Annotated in this window: 22 protein-coding genes and 1 tRNA gene; 15 read left to right on the plus strand and 8 right to left on the minus strand. The window is 58.9% G+C overall.

Features of this window, described 5'->3' with window-relative positions; genetic code table 11:
* Positions 1-64 precede the first annotated feature (64 nt).
* The 7 genes from ACODTD_RS27055 (at position 65) to ACODTD_RS27085 (ending at position 5,869) form a co-directional block, all read left to right on the plus strand.
* A complete protein-coding gene (locus ACODTD_RS27055; protein WP_007959984.1) occupies positions 65-256 on the plus strand; it encodes a PLDc N-terminal domain-containing protein in 192 nt (63 codons plus the stop codon).
* A 134-nt stretch (positions 257-390) separates the two neighbouring features.
* Positions 391-1,266, plus strand: a complete 876-nt coding sequence (gene speE / locus ACODTD_RS27060) for a polyamine aminopropyltransferase (RefSeq protein WP_285354610.1) — start codon at positions 391-393, stop codon at positions 1,264-1,266.
* Between the two features lie 156 nt (positions 1,267-1,422).
* Positions 1,423-1,656 (plus strand): hypothetical protein, encoded by a 234-nt coding sequence (locus ACODTD_RS27065; RefSeq protein WP_007959980.1) that lies wholly within the window; start codon positions 1,423-1,425, stop codon positions 1,654-1,656.
* A gap of 210 nt (positions 1,657-1,866) precedes the next feature.
* The gene (locus tag ACODTD_RS27070) at positions 1,867-2,214 is read left to right on the plus strand and encodes a ribonuclease E inhibitor RraB (protein WP_007959978.1); all 348 of its coding nucleotides are present in this window, start codon (positions 1,867-1,869) and stop codon (positions 2,212-2,214) included.
* A gap of 476 nt (positions 2,215-2,690) precedes the next feature.
* Positions 2,691-4,100: a circularly permuted type 2 ATP-grasp protein gene (locus ACODTD_RS27075; RefSeq protein WP_039769936.1), complete on the plus strand. Its 1,410-nt coding sequence runs from the start codon at positions 2,691-2,693 to the stop codon at positions 4,098-4,100.
* A gap of 12 nt (positions 4,101-4,112) precedes the next feature.
* Positions 4,113-5,063 carry an alpha-E domain-containing protein gene (locus ACODTD_RS27080; protein ID WP_007959974.1) on the plus strand — a complete coding sequence of 317 codons (951 nt, stop codon included), beginning with the start codon at positions 4,113-4,115 and terminating at the stop codon, positions 5,061-5,063.
* Positions 5,060-5,869, plus strand: a complete 810-nt coding sequence (locus ACODTD_RS27085) for a transglutaminase family protein (RefSeq protein WP_007959971.1) — start codon at positions 5,060-5,062, stop codon at positions 5,867-5,869. Before ACODTD_RS27080 ends, ACODTD_RS27085 begins: the two co-directional genes overlap by 4 nt.
* 14 nt (positions 5,870-5,883) lie before the next feature.
* Here the strand turns inward: ACODTD_RS27085 and ACODTD_RS27090 are convergent, their stop codons facing one another.
* Positions 5,884-6,711 carry a c-type cytochrome gene (locus ACODTD_RS27090; protein WP_285354676.1) on the minus strand — a complete coding sequence of 276 codons (828 nt, stop codon included), beginning with the start codon at positions 6,709-6,711 and terminating at the stop codon, positions 5,884-5,886.
* A 582-nt stretch (positions 6,712-7,293) separates the two neighbouring features.
* On the opposite strand from ACODTD_RS27090, the gene ACODTD_RS27095 reads away from it, so the two are divergent.
* The 3 genes from ACODTD_RS27095 to ACODTD_RS27105 all read left to right on the plus strand — a co-directional run bounded on the left by ACODTD_RS27095 (position 7,294) and on the right by ACODTD_RS27105 (position 11,479).
* Positions 7,294-8,499 (plus strand): acetyl-CoA C-acetyltransferase, encoded by a 1,206-nt coding sequence (locus tag ACODTD_RS27095; protein WP_201820450.1) that lies wholly within the window; start codon positions 7,294-7,296, stop codon positions 8,497-8,499.
* A 17-nt stretch (positions 8,500-8,516) separates the two neighbouring features.
* Positions 8,517-10,661 (plus strand): 3-hydroxyacyl-CoA dehydrogenase NAD-binding domain-containing protein, encoded by a 2,145-nt coding sequence (locus ACODTD_RS27100; RefSeq protein ID WP_489105381.1) that lies wholly within the window; start codon positions 8,517-8,519, stop codon positions 10,659-10,661.
* A gap of 95 nt (positions 10,662-10,756) precedes the next feature.
* Positions 10,757-11,479 (plus strand): amidotransferase, encoded by a 723-nt coding sequence (locus ACODTD_RS27105; protein ID WP_007959955.1) that lies wholly within the window; start codon positions 10,757-10,759, stop codon positions 11,477-11,479.
* A gap of 39 nt (positions 11,480-11,518) precedes the next feature.
* Here the strand turns inward: ACODTD_RS27105 and ACODTD_RS27110 are convergent, their stop codons facing one another.
* From ACODTD_RS27110 to ACODTD_RS27120, 3 genes are all read right to left on the minus strand, one after another.
* Positions 11,519-12,490 (minus strand): magnesium and cobalt transport protein CorA, encoded by a 972-nt coding sequence (locus ACODTD_RS27110; RefSeq protein ID WP_011333223.1) that lies wholly within the window; start codon positions 12,488-12,490, stop codon positions 11,519-11,521.
* 134 nt (positions 12,491-12,624) lie between these two features.
* On the minus strand, positions 12,625-13,347 hold the full coding sequence (locus ACODTD_RS27115) for a 1-acylglycerol-3-phosphate O-acyltransferase (RefSeq protein ID WP_285354612.1): 723 nt from the start codon (positions 13,345-13,347) through the stop codon (positions 12,625-12,627).
* A gap of 216 nt (positions 13,348-13,563) precedes the next feature.
* Positions 13,564-14,253, minus strand: a complete 690-nt coding sequence (locus ACODTD_RS27120; RefSeq protein WP_011333225.1) for a crotonase/enoyl-CoA hydratase family protein — start codon at positions 14,251-14,253, stop codon at positions 13,564-13,566.
* A gap of 307 nt (positions 14,254-14,560) precedes the next feature.
* On the opposite strand from ACODTD_RS27120, the gene ACODTD_RS27125 reads away from it, so the two are divergent.
* Together ACODTD_RS27125 and ACODTD_RS27130 are read left to right on the plus strand one after the other, a co-directional pair.
* Positions 14,561-14,650 (plus strand) — tRNA-Ser (locus tag ACODTD_RS27125).
* A 152-nt stretch (positions 14,651-14,802) separates the two neighbouring features.
* The gene (locus ACODTD_RS27130; protein WP_007959944.1) at positions 14,803-15,123 is read left to right on the plus strand and encodes a YbjQ family protein; all 321 of its coding nucleotides are present in this window, start codon (positions 14,803-14,805) and stop codon (positions 15,121-15,123) included.
* 42 nt (positions 15,124-15,165) lie between these two features.
* Here ACODTD_RS27130 and ACODTD_RS27135 read toward each other — a convergent pair whose 3' ends face one another.
* The gene (locus tag ACODTD_RS27135; RefSeq protein ID WP_064594653.1) at positions 15,166-15,444 is read right to left on the minus strand and encodes a hypothetical protein; all 279 of its coding nucleotides are present in this window, start codon (positions 15,442-15,444) and stop codon (positions 15,166-15,168) included.
* 242 nt (positions 15,445-15,686) lie between these two features.
* On the opposite strand from ACODTD_RS27135, the gene ACODTD_RS27140 reads away from it, so the two are divergent.
* The 3 genes from ACODTD_RS27140 to ACODTD_RS27150 all read left to right on the plus strand — a co-directional run bounded on the left by ACODTD_RS27140 (position 15,687) and on the right by ACODTD_RS27150 (position 17,117).
* Entirely contained in the window at positions 15,687-15,875 is a 189-nt protein-coding gene (locus ACODTD_RS27140; RefSeq protein WP_085690513.1) for a hypothetical protein, read from the plus strand.
* 307 nt (positions 15,876-16,182) lie between these two features.
* Positions 16,183-16,551, plus strand: a complete 369-nt coding sequence (locus ACODTD_RS27145) for a hypothetical protein (RefSeq protein ID WP_011333227.1) — start codon at positions 16,183-16,185, stop codon at positions 16,549-16,551.
* Positions 16,552-16,688: 137 nt separating this feature from the next.
* Positions 16,689-17,117, plus strand: a complete 429-nt coding sequence (locus tag ACODTD_RS27150) for a glycine zipper domain-containing protein (protein WP_102718269.1) — start codon at positions 16,689-16,691, stop codon at positions 17,115-17,117.
* Positions 17,118-17,450: 333 nt separating this feature from the next.
* On the opposite strand, the gene ACODTD_RS27155 is transcribed toward ACODTD_RS27150, so the two are convergent.
* The 3 genes from ACODTD_RS27155 to ACODTD_RS27165 form a co-directional block, all read right to left on the minus strand.
* Positions 17,451-17,867, minus strand: a complete 417-nt coding sequence (locus ACODTD_RS27155; protein WP_489105382.1) for a hypothetical protein — start codon at positions 17,865-17,867, stop codon at positions 17,451-17,453.
* Positions 17,868-18,035: 168 nt separating this feature from the next.
* Positions 18,036-18,431, minus strand: coding sequence for an Imm50 family immunity protein (locus tag ACODTD_RS27160; RefSeq protein WP_489105383.1), 396 nt, complete (start codon positions 18,429-18,431; stop codon positions 18,036-18,038).
* Positions 18,432-18,433: 2 nt separating this feature from the next.
* Entirely contained in the window at positions 18,434-18,676 is a 243-nt protein-coding gene (locus tag ACODTD_RS27165; RefSeq protein ID WP_489105385.1) for an HNH/endonuclease VII fold putative polymorphic toxin, read from the minus strand.
* Between the last annotated feature and the right edge of the window lie 233 nt (positions 18,677-18,909).

The raw sequence follows: 18,909 nt of genomic DNA on the forward strand, positions 1-18,909 counted from the left end.
AAAAGGGAACCCTGTGCGCGACCGTCTATCCTAAAAGTGCATGCCACTATTCTGGAGCGACACCATGGGTTCCACGTTCAACGGCCTGGTCGGCCTGATCATTCTTGCGCTCGACATCTGGGCGATCATCAATGTGCTGAAAAGCGGCGCCGAGACCGGGATGAAAATCCTCTGGGTGCTGCTGATCATCCTGCTGCCGGTGCTGGGCCTGATCATCTGGGCGATTGCCGGGCCGCGGGGCAACGTGCGGATCTGACCGTTCGCACCCTGATCGGGTCGGGCCGATGAACTGAGGTTCGACCTGTCATCTTCGGCAACGTAGAATGCGCGCCTTTCCCGGGCAATCGAACCTGACGATTGGCGCCCGCGCATTCATCGGAGCACTTCACCATGACCGTCACCAAGACCAGCGAATACCTGGAAACCCTCTACGAAGGCTACGGCCAGCGTTTTCGCATGGAAAAACTGCTGCACGAAGTGCGCACCGAACACCAGCACCTGGTGATTTTCCAGAACCCGCGCATGGGCCGGGTGATGGCGCTGGACGGCGTGATCCAGACCACCGAAGCCGATGAGTTCATCTACCACGAAATGCTCACCCACGTGCCGATCCTCGCCCACGGCACCGCCAAGCGCGTGCTGATCATTGGCGGCGGCGACGGCGGCATGCTGCGCGAAGTGACCAAACACGCCAGCGTCGAGCACATCACCATGGTCGAGATCGACGGCACCGTGGTCGACATGTGCAAAGAGTTTCTGCCGAACCACTCCAGCGGTGCGTACGACGATCCACGCCTGAACCTGGTGATCGACGACGGCATGCGTTTCGTCGCCACCACCACTGAAAAATTCGACGTGATCATTTCCGACTCCACCGACCCGATCGGTCCGGGCGAAGTGCTGTTCTCGGAAAACTTCTACCAGGCCTGCCACCGCTGCCTGAACGAGGGCGGCATCCTCGTGACCCAGAACGGCACGCCGTTCATGCAGATCGAAGAAGTGAAAACCACTGCCGGTCGCCTGCGCAGCCTGTTCCCGGACTGGCACTTCTATCAGGCAGCCGTGCCGACCTACATCGGCGGTTCGATGACCTTTGCCTGGGGCTCGACCAACCCGGCCTACCGCAAGCTGAGCCGTGAAATTCTGCAACAGCGCTTCATCGGCAGCGGCATCGTTACCCGTTACTACAACCCGGAAATTCACATTGGTGCTTTCGCCTTGCCGCAGTACGTGTTGCAAGCGGTGAACAAGCCAAGCAACGACTGATCATTCGCGGGTCAGAAAAAGCCGAGGCCGGTGTGCGAAAACACGCCGGCCTCGGCTTTTTTCATGTTGCATCGGTGTAAACCTTTTGAACGATCAATCCTGACAAAAGTCGAGATAGGTGTAAGCCCATTTGCGGGTTTGATCGAGGAGGCTCCGATGTCAAAGTGGAAAGTCACTTTCGTGGACGATCATGGTGAAACGATCGACGAAGTCTTCGAGTGCGAGGAATGCCCCAGTCATGAACGGGCAGCCCGCCTCATCAAGGAACGGTTGCTGCCGGTCGCCGCCGAGCTTGACCTGAACGATCTGGAAGGGCGCACCGCCGATGCCGGCGTAAAAAGCCTGAAAACCCAGAACAGCATCGAAATCCGCAGCATCACCCCAATCTGAATCTTCCTTTACATTGCTTACCAGGCCTTGGCAGCGGCTCTATCTTGGGGCTACTCTGCAAGCGAGATCAGCGAACGGATCGCTAAGGTCTGGTCTTGTCAGCTACATGCTTGTTTCCCGCCGGCAACGCGGTTGCCGTAAGCACCCGGGCCCTGTGGGCCAGTGCAGGGAATACGGAAAGTCTATCCATCTATGCGAGGGGGACGATTCATGAGCACAGCCTATCAAGAAGACATCAGCAGCAGCGTGCTGCGCCGCATGAAAGAAGGCGGTTTCGATTTTTCCCGATTCCATCCCATCGAGTTCTACGCCATTTTCCCGGACGAGGAGCGGGCACGCAGGGCGGCAGGCAAATTTCGCGGTGAATCCATCAATGCCCAGGTCAGTGCGCGCGACGACGGCGCCTGGTCTCTGGAATTGAGCAAGGTGATGTACGCAACCTACGACGACATTGGCGATTTCGAGCAGGGCTTTTCGGCGGTGGTCGAGCCCTTGGGCGGCATCATCGAAGGCTGGGGCGTGAAACAGGAGATCCGCAACCGGCACCGTTTGAACTGATCACTCTCGCAACACGTCGAGCAACGGCTGACCTTCGGGTCGGCCGTTGTCGTTTCTGCCCCTGAACGCCTCATGGCAAAACCCTGAAACAAGAATCCGGCGCAAAAAAAAGCCACCTGAGGGGGTGGCTGAAAGGGAAGACCGGAAGGAGAGGAAACCGGTCAGGGTTACGGCCGGGAGGGCTGCCAGGGCAAGCCGGAACAGTGAGGCTGCGTACTTCGTCAGCGACGTTTTTGCAGCGGATGCGCGGATTATCCGCAGCCGCCGACGGGCAGTGAAATCAACTCTGACTATGCTGGTGATAGGCGACGGGACTGCGTCGCAATGAGGCGGGGGCGATCAGGTTGGGGCATTTGCCGCACAGGAATGGTGCGGTACGTGTGGCGTGAATATCCAACCGATTGAAATCAAAGCGTTTATGCCGATGGCACGGGCCTTGCGAAGGCCTGTATGTCCGGAGTGACAAGGAGTACGGCATGATCCGCACCTATTTTGATGAGATGTACGATGCCGGCGGCCAGATCCGCCCGCATTACCGGGAGTTTGCCCGCTGGCTGGCCGAAACGCCTGACGAGCTGCTGGCCCAGCGGCGACGCGAGGCCGATCTGCTGTTCCATCGCGCCGGGATCACCTTCACGCTCTACGGGGACGAGCAGGGGACAGAGCGTCTGATTCCCTTCGACACCATTCCGCGCAGCATTCCGGCCAGTGAATGGCGGATCGTCGAGCGCGGCTGCATCCAGCGGGTCAAGGCGCTGAACATGTTCCTCGCCGACCTTTACCACGAGCAACGCATCATCAAGGCCGGGATCATTCCCGCCGAACAGGTGCTGGCCAACGAGCAATATCAGTTGGCGATGCAGGGGCTGGACCTGCACCGCGATATCTATTCGCACATCTCCGGCGTCGATCTGGTGCGCGACGGCGACGGCACTTATTACGTGCTCGAGGACAACCTGCGCACACCAAGCGGCGTGAGCTACATGCTCGAAGACCGCAAGATGATGATGCGCCTGTTCCCCGAACTGTTCGCGGCCCAGCGCATCGCTCCCATCGACCATTACCCGAACCTGCTGCTCGACACCCTGAAAAGCTCAAGCCCGATCGACGACCCGAGTGTGGTGGTGCTGACGCCGGGTCGGTTCAACAGCGCGTTTTTCGAGCATGCGTTCCTGGCCCGGGAAATGGGCGTGGAGCTGGTGGAGGGCGCGGATCTGTTCGTGCGCGACGACAAGGTCTTCATGCGCACCACCGACGGCCCGAAAGCGGTGGACGTGATCTACCGCCGGCTCGACGATGCGTTCCTCGATCCTTTGGCCTTCCGCCCGGACTCGATGCTCGGCGTGCCGGGGCTGCTGTCGTCGTATCGCTCCGGCAATGTAGTGTTGGCCAATGCTATCGGCACCGGCGTGGCGGACGACAAATCGGTGTATCCGTTCGTTACCGAAATGATCCGTTTCTACCTCGACGAAGAACCGATCCTGAAGAACGTGCCGACCTGGCAATGCCGCAACCCGTCTGAACTTTCCCACGTGCTGGCCAATCTTCCGGATCTGGTGGTCAAGGAAACCCAGGGCTCCGGTGGTTACGGGATGCTCGTGGGGCCGGCGGCGACCACCGCGGAAATCGATGCGTTCCGCGAGCGGATCAAGGCCAAGCCCCACGCGTACATCGCGCAACCGACGCTGTCGCTGTCGACTTGTCCGACCTTTGTCGAAAACGGCATTGCGCCGCGCCATATCGACCTGCGCCCGTTCGTATTGTCCGGCCGCGAAACCCGGGTCGTGCCCGGCGGTTTGACCCGTGTCGCCCTGCGTGAAGGCTCTCTGGTGGTGAATTCATCCCAGGGCGGCGGAACCAAGGACACCTGGGTGGTCGAGGATTGAAGGAAGCCTGCCATGTTAAGTAGAACTGCCTCGGATCTGTACTGGATGTCGCGCTACCTGGAGCGGGCGGAAAACCTCGCGCGGATGCTCGACGTCAGTTATTCGCTGTCGCTGATGCCGCAGGACGGCCGTGGCGACGGTCTGCACGAACTGGCGATGCCGCTGCTGATCACCGGCACGCTGGACGATTACCTGGAACGCCACGGCGAGCTGCATGCCGAGCGCTTGCTGCACTTCTTCGCCCTCGACGCGGCCAATCCGGCGAGCATCTATAGCTGCCTCGGCGCGGCGCGCGCCAGCGCCCATGCGGTGCGTGGCCGGATCACCGCCGACATGTGGGAGAACATCAACGCCACCTGGCTGGAGATTCGCGGGATCGCCAATCAGGGCCTCAGCCGTTATGGCATGAGTCGCTTCTGCGAGTGGATCAAGGAACGTTCGCACCTGTTCCGTGGGGCATCCTACGGCACCATCATGCGCAACGACGCGTTTCGTTTCATTCGCCTGGGGACCTTCATCGAGCGGGCGGACAACACGTTGCGCCTGCTCGATGCGCGTTACGAAATGGCCGGCGATCAGGCCGAAGCAGTCAGCGATGGCACCGCTCACGCCTATTACCAGTGGAGTGCACTGTTGCGGGCGCTGTCATCGTTCGAGGCCTACACCGAGATCTATCGCGATGCGCCCGGCGCCCGGCATGTGGCCGAGCTGCTGTTGTTGCGCGCCGACGTGCCGCGTTCGCTGCGGGCCTGCACCGAAGAGATCGACCAGATCCTCGCGCAATTGCCGGGGGCCAACGGTCGTCCTGCGCAACGACTGGCGGCGGAAATGGACGCGCGTCTGCGCTACACCGGCATTCAAGAAATTCTCGAGGAAGGGCTGCACGCCTGGCTCACCGAATTCATCCCGCTGGTGCGCCAGCTGGGCAACGCCATTCACAGTTCCTACCTGGAGGCCGCATGAGACTTTCCATCAGCCACGAGACCACCTATCACTACGAAGATCAGGTGCGCGCGAGCATCCAGTACCTGCGCCTGACACCCCACGACAGCGAGCGTCAGCACGTGCTGAGCTGGCAGCTCGACCTGCCGCGCCCGGTGCGCGCCCAGCTCGATCCGTTCGGCAACATTCTGCACGTCCTGACCATGGACGAGCCTCACGAAGCGATCATCATCGGCGCCCGGGGGCAGGTCGATATCGACGAGTTGCGCGAAGCGGAGCACGAGAGTCAGTCGGCGCTGCCGTTCCTGCGTTTCACCCGGCTGACCGAAGCTGACGAGGCGTTGCGGGCGTTTGCCGAGAAATCCTGCAAGCAGCGACGGGACCGCAATGCACTGATCGACCTGATGCATGGGCTGAACCAGCACATGACCTACAAGCCGGGCGCCACCGAAGTCGACACCAGTGCCGCCGAGGCATTTGCCGGGCGGGCGGGTGTTTGCCAGGATCACGCCCATGCGTTCCTAGCCTGCGCGCGCAGTCTCGGGGTGCCGTCACGTTATGTGTCGGGTTATCTGTACAGCGAGGATTGCGAGCATCTGGCCAGTCACGCCTGGGCCGAAGCCTGGATCGATGACGCCTGGTACAGCTTTGACGTGACCAATGAACTGGCGCGGCCGGAGCGGCACCTGAAACTGGCAGTGGGTCTGGATTACCTCGACGCCTGCCCGGTGCGCGGGATGCGCCGTGGCGGCGGTTCAGAGCAGATGCACGCGAAAGTGCTGGTGTCGCCGACACCAGCGCCAATCATCTCGGTGCAGCAGCAGTAAACGACGTAGTTGGCTTACTTGGCGGGCGCAACCTTGCGCCCGGCCATGTGCTGCAAATACCCGATCAGTTTCTGCAGATCCGCATCCGGCAACACCTCGGCGGAAAACCCCGGCATCTTCGCCTGCGGCCACTGACGCAGACTCTGCGGATCGCGGATGTAGCGCTTGAGGAAGTCCGCGCCGAAGTATTCGGTCGGGTTGTACGGAATATTCAGGTCCGGCCCGAATTGCGCATCGCCTGCGCCATTCAGGCGATGGCACGCCAGACAGTTCTTCTGAAACAACGCAAAACCCTGATTCACCGGGTCGTCGGCCTTCAACGCAGGATCCGGCAACAGGGCAGGGAAGCGCTCGGCCACTGGCGCCATGCGCTTGATGCTGGCGACTTCGAACGGCCATTGTTCCGGGCTGATATTGCCGGCCTGCGGATCAGTCCACACCAGATAGAACGGTCCGGCGCTGTGCTTGCCTTCCGACAGCGGCGGCCAGGGCTGCGCCGGATCCTCGATGGCCAGCCAGGCGCGAGAGCCTTTGTTGTTCAGTAGCGGCGCGGCGGACAGTTCGGCGGCGAAACCGTCCAGCGCTACGGCTTGCAGGTGATCCTCCGGTTTGATGCCGGTCAGCAGCGCGGCCATCGGCACGGCGCGATAGGTCATGTCCTTCTTGTAGGACACATCATTCTTGACCGTGAGGGTTTGTACCTGAGGATGCTTGAGCAACTCCTCGGTCTGCCAGGTGCGGGTGTTCGCGCCCAGCTCCAGGTTCAGCTGCGCGGCAGACAGGGGCATGCTCAGCAGCGCGGCCCCAAATAGAATGAGCGTTTTCAAGTGATCGCCGTCCATGTCGTGGAAGTGCGCAAAGATTGGCACAGCCACGCTGGCCCGGGTAGCGGGCCAGTCGCATTTTCAGTGGCGATAAACAATACCTGACACTTGAATCAGCCGATGACCTTGGTCAGGTTCGGCAGAATCAACAACAGCGTCGTGGCGAAAAGAATGAGCCCTGCTTGCCGTACTTTCGGTTGTTTGAACATGGCTTGACCGCCTTTATTGTTATTTCCTGATGCCTGCCTGCATATCCATGACGGCAAGCGCTGCACTTCCTGTAGCGAACGCCTGTCTCGGCAAAACCCGACGACAACGACGTACATCTTCACCTTAGGGCCCGCGTCACGCTTCGCTTAGATCCATTTCGTATGTATTTGCTACCAGTCGCTATTAAAAAGGCATGAGGCCCATTGCCAGCTTCTTTGCCGCCCGTTTGCTAGACAGCTCGCGCACCTGAACCGGTTAATCAGGCCACGGATGACCGTCCGTCTGAGCGTGCGCGTCAACGTCATTGAGCGCTGTGGTCATTGAATCCATGACGGGTGAAGACAACAGTGGCAGCACGAATTTCACTCACCGCACAGGTTCGAGGACGTCATGACCCAAGCTTTGATTTTCGACGCGTTACGCACGCCCCGTGGCAAGGGCAAGGCCGACGGTTCGCTGCACAGCGTCAAACCGGTGAACCTGGTGGCAGGGCTGCTGACCGCTTTGCAAGCGCGCACTGCGCTGGACACCAGCCAGGTCGATGACGTGGTGCTGGGTTGTGTCACGCCGATCGGCGATCAGGGCTCGGACATCGCCAAGACCGCGGTGCAGGTGGCCGATTGGGACGTCAGCGTCGCGGGCGTGCAGATCAACCGCTTCTGCGCCTCGGGACTGGAAGCGGTGAACCTGGGGGCGATGAAAGTGCGCTCCGGGTTTGAAGAGCTGGTGGTGGTCGGCGGCGTCGAATCCATGTCCCGCGTGCCGATGGGCAGCGACGGTGGCGCCTGGGCGCTGGATCCGCAAACCAACCTGCACAGCCATTTCACGCCACAAGGCGTCGGCGCCGACCTGATCGCCACCCTGGAAGGCTTCAGCCGTCAGGACGTCGATGCCTACGCGCTGCACTCGCAACAGAAAGCCGCTCGCGCCCGGGCCGACGGTTCGTTCAACAAGTCGTTGGTGCCGGTGCAGGACCAGAACGGCATCATCCTGCTCGATCACGATGAGTTCATTCGCGCCGAGTCGACCCTTGAAGGCCTGGGCAAGCTCAAGCCGAGTTTCGAGATGATCGGCCAGCTGGGCTTCGACGCCACGGCGCTGCGTGTCTACAGCCATGTCGAGCGGATCAACCATGTGCACACGCCGGGCAACAGCTCGGGGATCGTCGATGGCGCGGCGCTGATGTTGATCGGCTCCGAAGCCAAGGGGCGCGCGTTGGGCCTGCAACCCCGGGCGCGGATCGTCGCCACGGCGGTCACCAGCACCGATCCGACGATCATGCTCACCGGCCCGGCGCCGGCCACTCGCAAGGCATTGGCCAAGGCCGGGCTGCGGGTGGAAGACATCGACCTTTTCGAGGTCAACGAGGCATTCGCCTCGGTGGTGCTGAAATTCATCAAGGACATGGCCGTCGACCCGGACAAGGTCAACGTCAATGGCGGCTCGATCGCCATGGGCCACCCGTTGGGGGCCACCGGTTGCGCGATCCTCGGCACCTTGCTCGATGAACTGGAAGCCCGACGCCTGCGCTACGGCCTGGCGACGCTGTGCGTCGGCGGCGGCATGGGCATCGCCACCATCATCGAACGCCTCTGATCCCAAGGAATCCTGTCATGACCCAAGCCATTCGTTACGAAAAAGGCCAGGACGGCATCGTCCTCCTGACCATCGACATGCCGGGCCAGAGCGCCAACACCATGAACGCGGTGTACCGCGAGGCCATGGCCGACAGCGTCGCCCGACTGCTGGCGGAAAAAGATGACATCGCCGGGGTGATCATCACTTCGGCCAAGAAAACCTTCTTCGCCGGTGGCGACCTGAATGAACTGATCAAGGTCGGCAAGCCCGAAGCCAAGGCCTTCTACGACATGGTGCTGACCCTCAAGGGCCAGTTGCGCACCCTGGAAACCCTCGGCAAACCGGTGGTCGCGGCGATCAACGGCGCGGCACTCGGCGGTGGCTGGGAAATCTGCCTGGCCTGCCACCACCGCGTTGCGTTGGACGATGCGTCGGTGCAACTCGGTTTGCCGGAAGTGACCCTCGGTTTATTACCGGGCGGCGGCGGAGTTGTGCGCATGGTGCGCATGCTTGGCATCGAAAAGGCTTTGCCGTATCTGCTTGAAGGCAAGAAAGTCCGTCCGCAGCAGGCGTTGCAGGCAGGTTTGATCGATGAACTGGCGGCGGATCGCGATGAGCTGCTGGCCAAGGCCCGGGCGTGGATTCTGGCCAATCCTGCGGCCGTGCAGCGTTGGGATGTGAAGGGTTATCAGATTCCCGGCGGCACGCCATCCAATCCGAAAGTTGCGCAGATGCTGGCGATTGCGCCGTCGATCCTGCGCACCAAAACCCAAGGCACGTTGCCGGCACCGGAGAAGATTCTTTGCGCGGCGGTGGAGGGCGCGCAGGTGGATTTCGACACGGCGCACCTGATCGAAACCCGCTACTTTACCGAACTGACCACCGGCCAGATCTCGAAAAACCTGATCGGCACCTTCTGGTTTCAGCTCAATGAAATCAATGCCGGCGGTTCGCGGCCGCAGGGTTTTGCGCCTTATGTGACGAAGCGTGTGGGCGTGCTTGGCGCCGGAATGATGGGGGCGGGAATCGCGTACGTCAGCGCTGTGGCCGGAATCGATGTGGTGCTCAAGGACATCAACCTTGCTGCTGCCGAAAAGGGCAAGGCGCATTCGGCGGCGCTGCTGGATAAAAAAGTCGCTCGTGGGCAAATGTCTGCGCAGCAGCGTGAAGCGGTGCTGGCGCGTATCCAGCCGACCGAAAGCGATGCCGATCTGGCAGGTTGCGATCTGATCATCGAGGCGGTGTTCGAGGATCGTCAGCTCAAGGCCAAGGTCTCGGCGGCAGCGCAACAGGTGGTCGGCGCCGATGCTGTGATTGCTTCCAACACCTCGACCTTGCCAATCACTGGCTTGGCGACTGCGGTACCGGATCAAAGCAAGTTCATCGGCCTGCACTTCTTTAGCCCGGTGGAAAAGATGCCGCTGGTGGAAATCATCAAAGGCGCAAAGACCAGCGACGAAACTCTCGCTCGCGGGTTCGATTTCGTACTGCAAATCAAGAAAACCCCGATCGTGGTCAACGACAGTCGCGGCTTCTTTACCTCGCGGGTGTTCGGCACCTTCACCAATGAAGGCATTGCCATGCTGGGTGAGGGCGTCAGTGCGCCGATGATCGAGACCGAGGCGCGCAAGGCCGGCATGCCTGTCGGGCCGCTGGCGATCTCTGACGAAGTTTCCCTCAGCCTGATGAGCCATATCCGTCAGCAAACGGCCAAAGACCTTCAAGCAGAAGGGAAACCGCTGATTGAGCACCCGGCGTTCGCCGTGATTGACTTGCTGCTCAACGAATACAAGCGGTCGGGCAAGGCAGCGGGAGGCGGTTTTTATGAGTACCCGGCGGGTGGTCAGAAACATCTGTGGCCCGAGCTGAAAACCCGTTTCGAGAAAGCCGACGGGCAGATTTCACCGAAGGATGTACGTGATCGACTGTTGTTCGTGCAGGCCATCGAAACCGTGCGTTGTGTGGAGGAGGGCGTGCTGACGTCGACGGCGGATGCCAACGTTGGCTCGATTTTCGGCATCGGTTTTGCGGCATGGACGGGCGGCGCGTTGCAGTTCATCAATCAATATGGCGTGAAGGATTTCGTCGCGCGGGCGCAGTATCTGGCGGAGCAGTACGGCGAGCGTTTCGCACCGCCAGCGTTGCTGCTTGAGAAGGCTGCGAGGGGCGAATTGTTCTAACGGGCTGGGGACGCATTTCGGGGCTTGCCTTGCCGGGTGGTTTCAAGGCAGGCTCTGGGGTGTGCATTATTCCCATCACGTGTCAGGTATTTTTTATGTCGCTACGCATCTGCATTCTGGAAACCGACATCCTGCGTCCGGAACTGGTCGATGAATATCAGGGTTACGGGCAGATGTTCCAGCGCCTGTTCTCGCAACAGCCGATCGCCGCCGAGTTCACGGTGTACAACGTGATGCAGGGCGATTATCCGAGTGATGACCTGACCTTCGATGCGTATCTGGTCACCGGCAGCAAGGCTGACTCGTTCGGCACTGACCCGTGGATCCAGACCCTCAAGCAATACCTGCTGACCCGCTATGAGCGCGGCGACAAACTGCTCGGCGTGTGCTTCGGCCATCAACTGCTGGCGCTGCTGCTGGGCGGCAAGAGCGAGCGTGCTACACAGGGTTGGGGCGTCGGCATTCACAATTACAAACTGGCGGCCAAGGCACCGTGGATGAGCCCAGTGCGTGAAGAGCTGACGCTGTTGATCAGCCACCAGGATCAGGTCACGGCACTGCCGGAGAACGCGACGGTGATTGCTTCCAGCGATTTCTGCCCGTTCGCCGCGTACCACATCAACGATCAGGTGCTGTGTTTCCAGGGGCATCCGGAATTCATTCACGACTACTCGCGGGCGCTGCTGGATCTGCGTCAGGAAGCGCTGGGCGAGCAGGTGTACAGCAAGGGCGTGGCCAGTCTGGAACATCAGCACCACGGCACCACCGTTGCGGAATGGATGATGCGTTTTGTGGCGCACAAGCCGACCGCTGCTTGAATCCAGGCGCCCCCGTGTTTTGCACGGGGGCGTTTTTTCTTATAGCCAGCCCGATTTCTTGAAGCTCGCCCACAGGCTCACGCAGCCGACCGTGATAAAGCCCAATACACCGAAATAGCCGTAGTGCCAGCTCAGCTCCGGCATGTTCTGGAAGTTCATCCCGTAGATCCCCGCCACCGCCGTCGGGAATGCCAGAATCGCCGCCCAGGCAGCGAATTTGCGCTGCACCACGCTCTGCCGTGACGCCTCCAGCAACACGCCGATTTCGATGGTCTGGCTGGCGATGTCGGCCAGTGTGGTCAGGTCTTCCATCTGCCGGTTCACGTGGATCTGCACATCACGGAAGTACGGTCGCATGTTCTTGTCGATGAAGGGGAAGCTCAGCTTCTGCAGTTCCTCGCCGATTTCCACCATCGGCGCGGCGTAACGGCGCAGGCGCAGGACGTCGCGACGCAGGCCGTGCAGCTTCTGGATATCGTGCTCATTCAGCGCGCTGCACAATACGTTGCGTTCCAGCTCATCAATCTCGGCATGGATCGCTTCGCCCACCGGCTGATAGTTTTCGATCACGAAATCCAGCAGCGCATACAGTACGAAATCTTCCCCGTGCTCCAGCAACAATGGCCGCGCCTCACAGCGCTGGCGGACGTGGGCGTAGGACGCCGAGTGACCGTTGCGGGCGGTGATGATGTAGCCCTTGCCGGCGAAGATATGGGTTTCGATGAACTGCAGAATCCCGTGTTCGCGCACCGGCGAGTAGGTGACGATGAACAGCGCGTCGCCGAAGGTTTCGAGCTTCGGCCGGCTGTGTTTTTCCAGGGCGTCTTCGATGGCCAGTTCGTGCAGGTTGAATTGGCGTTGCAGGTTGGAGAGTTCCTGGGCGTTCGGCTCTTCGAGGCCGATCCAGACGAAGTGGCCGGTCTTGGCGGCCCAGGCCGCGCCTTCGTCGAGGGAAATATTGGTGACTTTCTTACCGGCGCTGTAAACCGCAGCAGCAACAACTCGACCCATTGTGGTGATTCACTTCTTCTTGGCAGATGGCAGGAGAGACATGGCTTCAGCTTAGCCGTGTCGCTGCTTGAGAGTCAGTGAAATCTGCACAGTTCAGCGGGCAAAAGAAAACCCGCACAGGGCGGGCTTCTTTTTCACGCGGCTTGCAGCTGCCGATCCATCGCATCGATGCATTCGCGCATCTGCTCGCGGCATTGGTTGATGAGCATGGGCATGTCGTCCATGGTCAGGCCGGCCGTAGGAATCGCCGGTAGTGAGCGTATAAGAATTTTCCCGCTGTGCCAGCGGTTCAGGCGCATGTGCTTGATGTAGCTGCTGACACACACCGGAACGATCGGCACCCCGGCGGCAATGGCCATCTGGAAAGCGCCTTTCTTGAACGGCAGCAGTTCTTCACCCAGGTTGCGGGTGCCTTCTGGAAAGACCCAGATCGAGGTGTCTTTGTGCTGCAAGGTGTCGGTGGTCGTCAGCATCGACTGGCGCGCCTTGTGTGCGTTTCCACGATCGATCAACACATTGCCCGCCAGCCAGAACAGCTGCCCGAACAGCGGCACCCACTTCAGGCTCTTTTTGCCGATGCACACGGTACGACGCGGTACCACGTTGCCGAACACGAACAGGTCGTAGTTGGACTGATGGTTGGCGATGATCACGCAGCTGTCGGGCTTGTTCAACAACGGGCCGACATCGGCCTTCACCCGCAAACGCAAAATACACATGGCCGGCAGTGCATAGAGGCGGGCACACAGGCGACTGTTGTCCGGATTGAATGGCCGGCACAGCCCGAGGATCACTCCGAGTATCCCCGCCAGAATAAAGTGCAGGCCCATCAATAACATACGAAACACAAACAGCATTTTCAGGCCCATCGGGACAAAAGGTGGCGCAGTGTACGGATGTGCACTGTTTTCGGCAATTGCCGCTATAGAGTCTGGAGATGGGCGATGTTTAAGCGCATGTTTCCGACTTGTTGGTCAGAGGCGTCCTAGAGCTGCTGCGGAGTTTTCAACGGGGCGTGCAAGAAAAAGCCCGACACGACGGTCGGGCTTTTCTGAATCGGTATGAGCCGGGTGTCAGCCCAAGTGTTCCTGATCCTGGATGATTGCGTTGTCCAGGGTTTCCAGCAGCGCCTTGCGCACTTTCAGCTTGGTGTTCTTGTGCGCGGTCATGTTGATCTTCTTCAACTGACGCGCGGCGGCGAGGGCAGCGCCTTGCAGTTCTTCGGCTGCGACCACTTTGTCGAGGAAGCCGGCATCCACTGCACTTTGCGGATCGAACATCTCGCCGTTGATCACCGAGCGGTGGAAGGCCGAGCGACGCAGGCGATCACGGGCCAGCTCGATGCCGGCGTGGTGCATGGTCATGCCGATCTGCACTTCGTTCAGACCAATGCTGAACGGGCCGTCGACACCGATCCGATAGTCGGCGGACAACAGAATGAACGCGCCTTTGGCCACGGCATGCCCCGGGCAAGCAACGATTACCGGGAACGGGTGCGACAACAGGCGACGGGCCAGGGTCGAGCCGGCGGTCACCAGCGACACGGCCTCTTTAGGGCCAGCAGTCATCACTTTCAGGTCATAGCCGCCAGAGAGAATGCCTGGCTGACCGGTGATGATCACAATGGCACGATCCGCCACCGCCTGATCCAGCGCCGCGTTGAAGGCCGCGATCACGTCCGGGGAAATGGCGTTGACCTTGCCGTTGCTCAGGGTCAGGGTCGCGATACCGTCTTCGAGGTGGTAGGCAATCAGGTCGCTCATGGCGCAATTCCTTGTAAGAAAGATGGGCAGACGTTACCCACCGTCGCCGGTCAGGTAAAGCACTGTGACTGACCCACCGGTCACCCTTGAGCGGCTTATCCGCCGCAACGTGCCCCATGGCAAACGCCTCCACACCTATATAGAAGGGCCGTGCTCACCCGAGATTGGCCGGATTGCCATGGCTCTGCGGTGGCGGAAACGACTTTATCTCTTAACCGCATGAAAATTCTGAAAAAAAGTTTGCCATCAGAAAAGCTTTCGACTACATTAGCGCGCCTCGACAGACAGAACATGTTTGAAGAGATACGGTGAAGTGTCCGAGTGGCTTAAGGAGCACGCCTGGAAAGTGTGTATACAGGAAACTGTATCGAGAGTTCGAATCTCTCCTTCACCGCCAAATTCGATGTAAACAAAACCCCTGGTTTCGAGAGAAACTAGGGGTTTTGTGCATTCTGGCGTTCGGTTTTTTTTGGTCACAGAGATCGGTTCGGCTTCCTTTGGCCAGGCATTACAATCGCGGTTTATCCGGCAAGTAAAAGGACGACTTCCATGATCATTTCCACCACCCACTCCATCGAAGGCCGGCAGATTACGGCGTATCTGGACATCGTCAGTGCCGAGTCGGTGCAGGGCGTGAATGTGATCCGCGATATGTTCGCGGGCATGCGGGATTTTTTCGGTGGGCGTTCGCAGACGCTGGAGCGGGCGTTGAAGGAGGCGCGTGTTCAGGCGACTGACGAGATCAAGGAGCGCGCGCGGGCCTTGCAGGCGGATGCGGTGGTCGGGGTGGATTTCGAGATCAGCATGCCGGCAGGGAAGGGCGGCATGGTTGTGGTGTTTGCGACCGGTACGGCGGTCAAGTTGCGCTGAGGCTAGTGAGCCCATTCAACGGAATGGGCTCTGTGCTGATAATCAGCCCTGCGGCTTGAGCAGGATAGTGCCTTTCGAATCGTAGGTCAGCGGCGTATCGATCGCGACGAGAGGCGGCGTATCGCCGGGTTGAACTGGCTGAACCGGGTCTGGGTGGTAGATCACGCCAGGCTGCAACGGACTCGGTCCGGTCGGCTGCTTGATGACGATTTCACCCGAAGCGATCTTTTCCTTGAGTTTCTCCGCCCCGGCCTTGCCGGCGGCGATCTGTTCATCCGTGAGCTTTACAACAGGCAGTGTCGGGAATCCTTTGATTTCCATGTTCTCTCCTTGAGATTCATTGCGTAGGAAAAAGGGCAGCGGCCGGTCGCCGCAAATCTTTAGTCGCGTGGGACCAACGGTTCCTCAATGTGTTTAATTTCCGTAGGCCATTCGTCGGGCTTCGGGTGATCTGAATCACAAGTCCAGGAATGACCGGCTAGTCTCAAAAGCCTTGGAGGTCGATATTTTTTCAGGCAAAAGGGTTTGCCGGTGTCGGCCCGCATTTGGAAAGGGGTGAAGAGATGACTGATCCGTACATCGAAGACGACGGGGCTGAATTTCCATTCAACAATTGCGTGCGCTGCGGCCAGACGGAGTATCAGGCCGGGTTTGGCGAGGACCCGGTTCAGACCGGCAAGATCAAGTCCACGGCACCCAAGGGGCCTAAAGCAAAATTTCTGCCCAAGGTGACGGCACGTTCCAGGAAGTAATCGGATGCCACACAGCCCCGCCATTGAGCGGGGTTTTTTGTTTCTTCTTTTGAGAAATACCCTACAGAAATTGCAGATTCGTCCGGATTCTTTCACAAACTTTTCACACGCGCCTGAGTAGGGTGAAGCCATCCGTTAGAAAGCAAGTCTCCAGCCCGTCTCCCCAGCGGGCTTTTTTTTGCCTGCCATAAAACCTTTTCCATAATCGCTGTCCAATCGGCGCCAAGTACGCGGCGACGCTGGACATTGCCGCGGCAGCAGCATTCAATCTGCGCCCTTTTTTATTCCTTCTGTTGAGGTTCTCGTCATGCGTTTAACTCTGCCTGCTCTGGTTCTGGGGCTTCTGGTTGCTCAAGGTGCAATGGCTGGCGACGGTACCGCCGCACTGGGTGGCGGTCTGGGCGGCGCGCTGGGTAACGTGGTTGGCCAGAAAATGGGCGGCAGCAACGGCGCGGCCATTGGCGCTGGCCTGGCCGGCGCGGCTGGCGGTGCGTTGGCAGCGAAGAAGGGGGCCCGCACAAAGGCGGCCATTGGCGGTGGTGTCGGTGCGGCGGGTGGTTCGATCATCGGCAACAGCCTGGGTGGCAAGAACGGCGCGACTATCGGTGCCGGCCTGGGCGGTGCTGCTGGCGGCGCAGTGGGCAGCAACTTGTCCAAGGGGCACAAGCGTCACTGATTGCCAACGCGTGACTGAAAAGGCCCGGCTTTTTGCCGGGCCTTTTCGTTGCTGAACGTTTTTCCCGAATTCGCCTCCAATGCCACATAGCCCACTCCGCGGGCGAACCGTCCCGATCCGGGACCTGTGAGGTCTGTATGCGCTCGACTTTAACTGCAACTGCGTTGGTTATAGGACTGCTCGTGGCTCAAGGCGCCATGGCTGCCGGCGATGGTTCCGCGGCTGTCGGTGGTGGGCTGGGCGGTGTACTGGGCAATGTGGTCGGCGGCCAGCTCGGCGGCAGCACCGGTGCTGCGGTGGGTGCCGGCGTTGGCGGTGCGGCCGGTAGTGCCGTCGGAGCGAACAAACGCAATCGCACGGAAGCCGCCATTGGCGGTGGCCTCGGCGCCGCAGGCGGGTCCGTCGTCGGCAACAGCCTCGGCGGCTCCACCGGTTCGACTATCGGCGCAGGGTTGGGCGGCGCAGCGGGTGGCGCGGTCGGCAACAACCTGGGTGACGATGGCGGCAAGTCGCACTCCGGCGGTGGTCACAAGCACAAGAACAAACACAAGAACCGTCATCGTTGAGTGACCGGTTCTACGGAAACCCGGCTTTATGCCGGGTTTTTTGTGCCTGCGCGTCATGCGCAGGAACGATTCGCGACCATACTTTTCGAACGTCGTATACGAATGCGACTGACGAGGTGCGCCATGACTCCGGAAACCGAAGGCAAGGAAGAGAAAGGCCCGAGCGGATTGCCGTTTATCAATGATCCGGGGAATGAAGATCCGGGGTCATTGATGGGATGATGCGACGGTTCCGCTTTTGGAGGGTGAGGAGGAGCTTGAGTATGAGGATTTTGATGATGATGAGTGAACGGGCATTTGTTTCGTTAAATATTGGAAATACTATTGCGAGCGCTAAGGGGTGGCGCAGTGGTTTAACCCCGCCATTCGCCATCGAACAAACGAGACATCAATCCTGTCCGCGTTAATTTTGACGAACTGTCCATTCAGATTTGGGTATTCGTAGTGGATATCCTGATCCGTAAAATCAACAAACGACCGGAAAATCTCGCCATCCAGGTAGCCATAAACCTCACAGGGGAATCCGCTACCGAGCATCTTGATCTGCTTTTTTTGGCATTGTGTAGCTGCTGCAAATTCCTCACCAGACAACACCATTTCGAACTCAACGTCGTAAGTATTTCCGACCTCAATTTTCGAAGGGCTGTAGCTTGCGAAGCACCTAACCTCAACGCCCTCAACAGTCAGCAAGACAGCGTCTTCTACCAAATGGTCTATTTCGACGACCAATGCTTTGTGTGTCTTAGTCACGAGAAGGTCTTACTGTTTTATCTTGTGCATTACCATTAATTGTCCGCCAAAACTCTTTTCTACTTTTGGTGTATAGAGTCGTGATTTCATCATTTGTGTTGGTATCCACGAAAGCAAATTTTGCTTCATCTTTCCAGTTGGTCCCGATTAATGGATATACCCTGCTAATCAAAAAGGAGTCTCGGTTAGATAAACTGTGGGGTCTCTAAGTCTCAGAAAAGATGTCGTGAACTCAATGGCGGAATTCTCCGAAATAGCCGTTACCTTAAACCGGAGGCCATTTCCAAGGATTGTCAATTTCAATGGTGTATTGGTCGGGAGATTTTTAATTGTAATGCTCTCAACCTCACTGCAGGTGATTCCAATTCGGCAAGCATTGTATTGAGCTGATTGCCACTTTCTTGGCGGTTTGTCGGGTACTTCCCTTATGTCGAAGGCCATAGTAACCAAAGATTGATTGCTATCAATATCTATGGAGAACAGCTTTATTTCACCAATCTCGATGCGATTGCTGAACACCATAGAAAAAAAATTACTTCCTTCAAGGTCGTTCCAGTACTGCATTTTTACCTCCTGAATGGATAGTGCTCATGTGTGTTGTCAACTTTTCCGTTTCTAGGATCGTCTGCAGGTCGTACGTTAAAATGAGAGCCTTGATCGCCTTTATTGTCGGTAGCTCCGAATTTGTGACCGGCAGTATGGTCTTGCAGTATCACAATGAATCCGTCCTCTCTAGTGAACCTATACTCTCTAGTCAGGATCGGCATCCCGGTGCTGGATAGAATATTTTTGCCACTTTTATTAGTCATGTTCGTGTAAGTATATTGACGCTGGCGTCCATTTACCTTGTCTATCTGTATGTCCGGCTGCTGACCCCTCGGAATCCCAGCGTCAGCTTTTGCCTGTCTGAATGCTCCTCGTCTTGAGATGTCTGGCTGCTCAGGTTCACCCGGATTAGGGCAAATGGCTGAGCGTTCACTCTTTGGAGGACAGTTGGACGTCAACCCCAACGGATCCACCCACCCCGTCGGATTCGGCACGT

Source organism: Pseudomonas sp. FG35 (genome assembly GCF_057809295.1).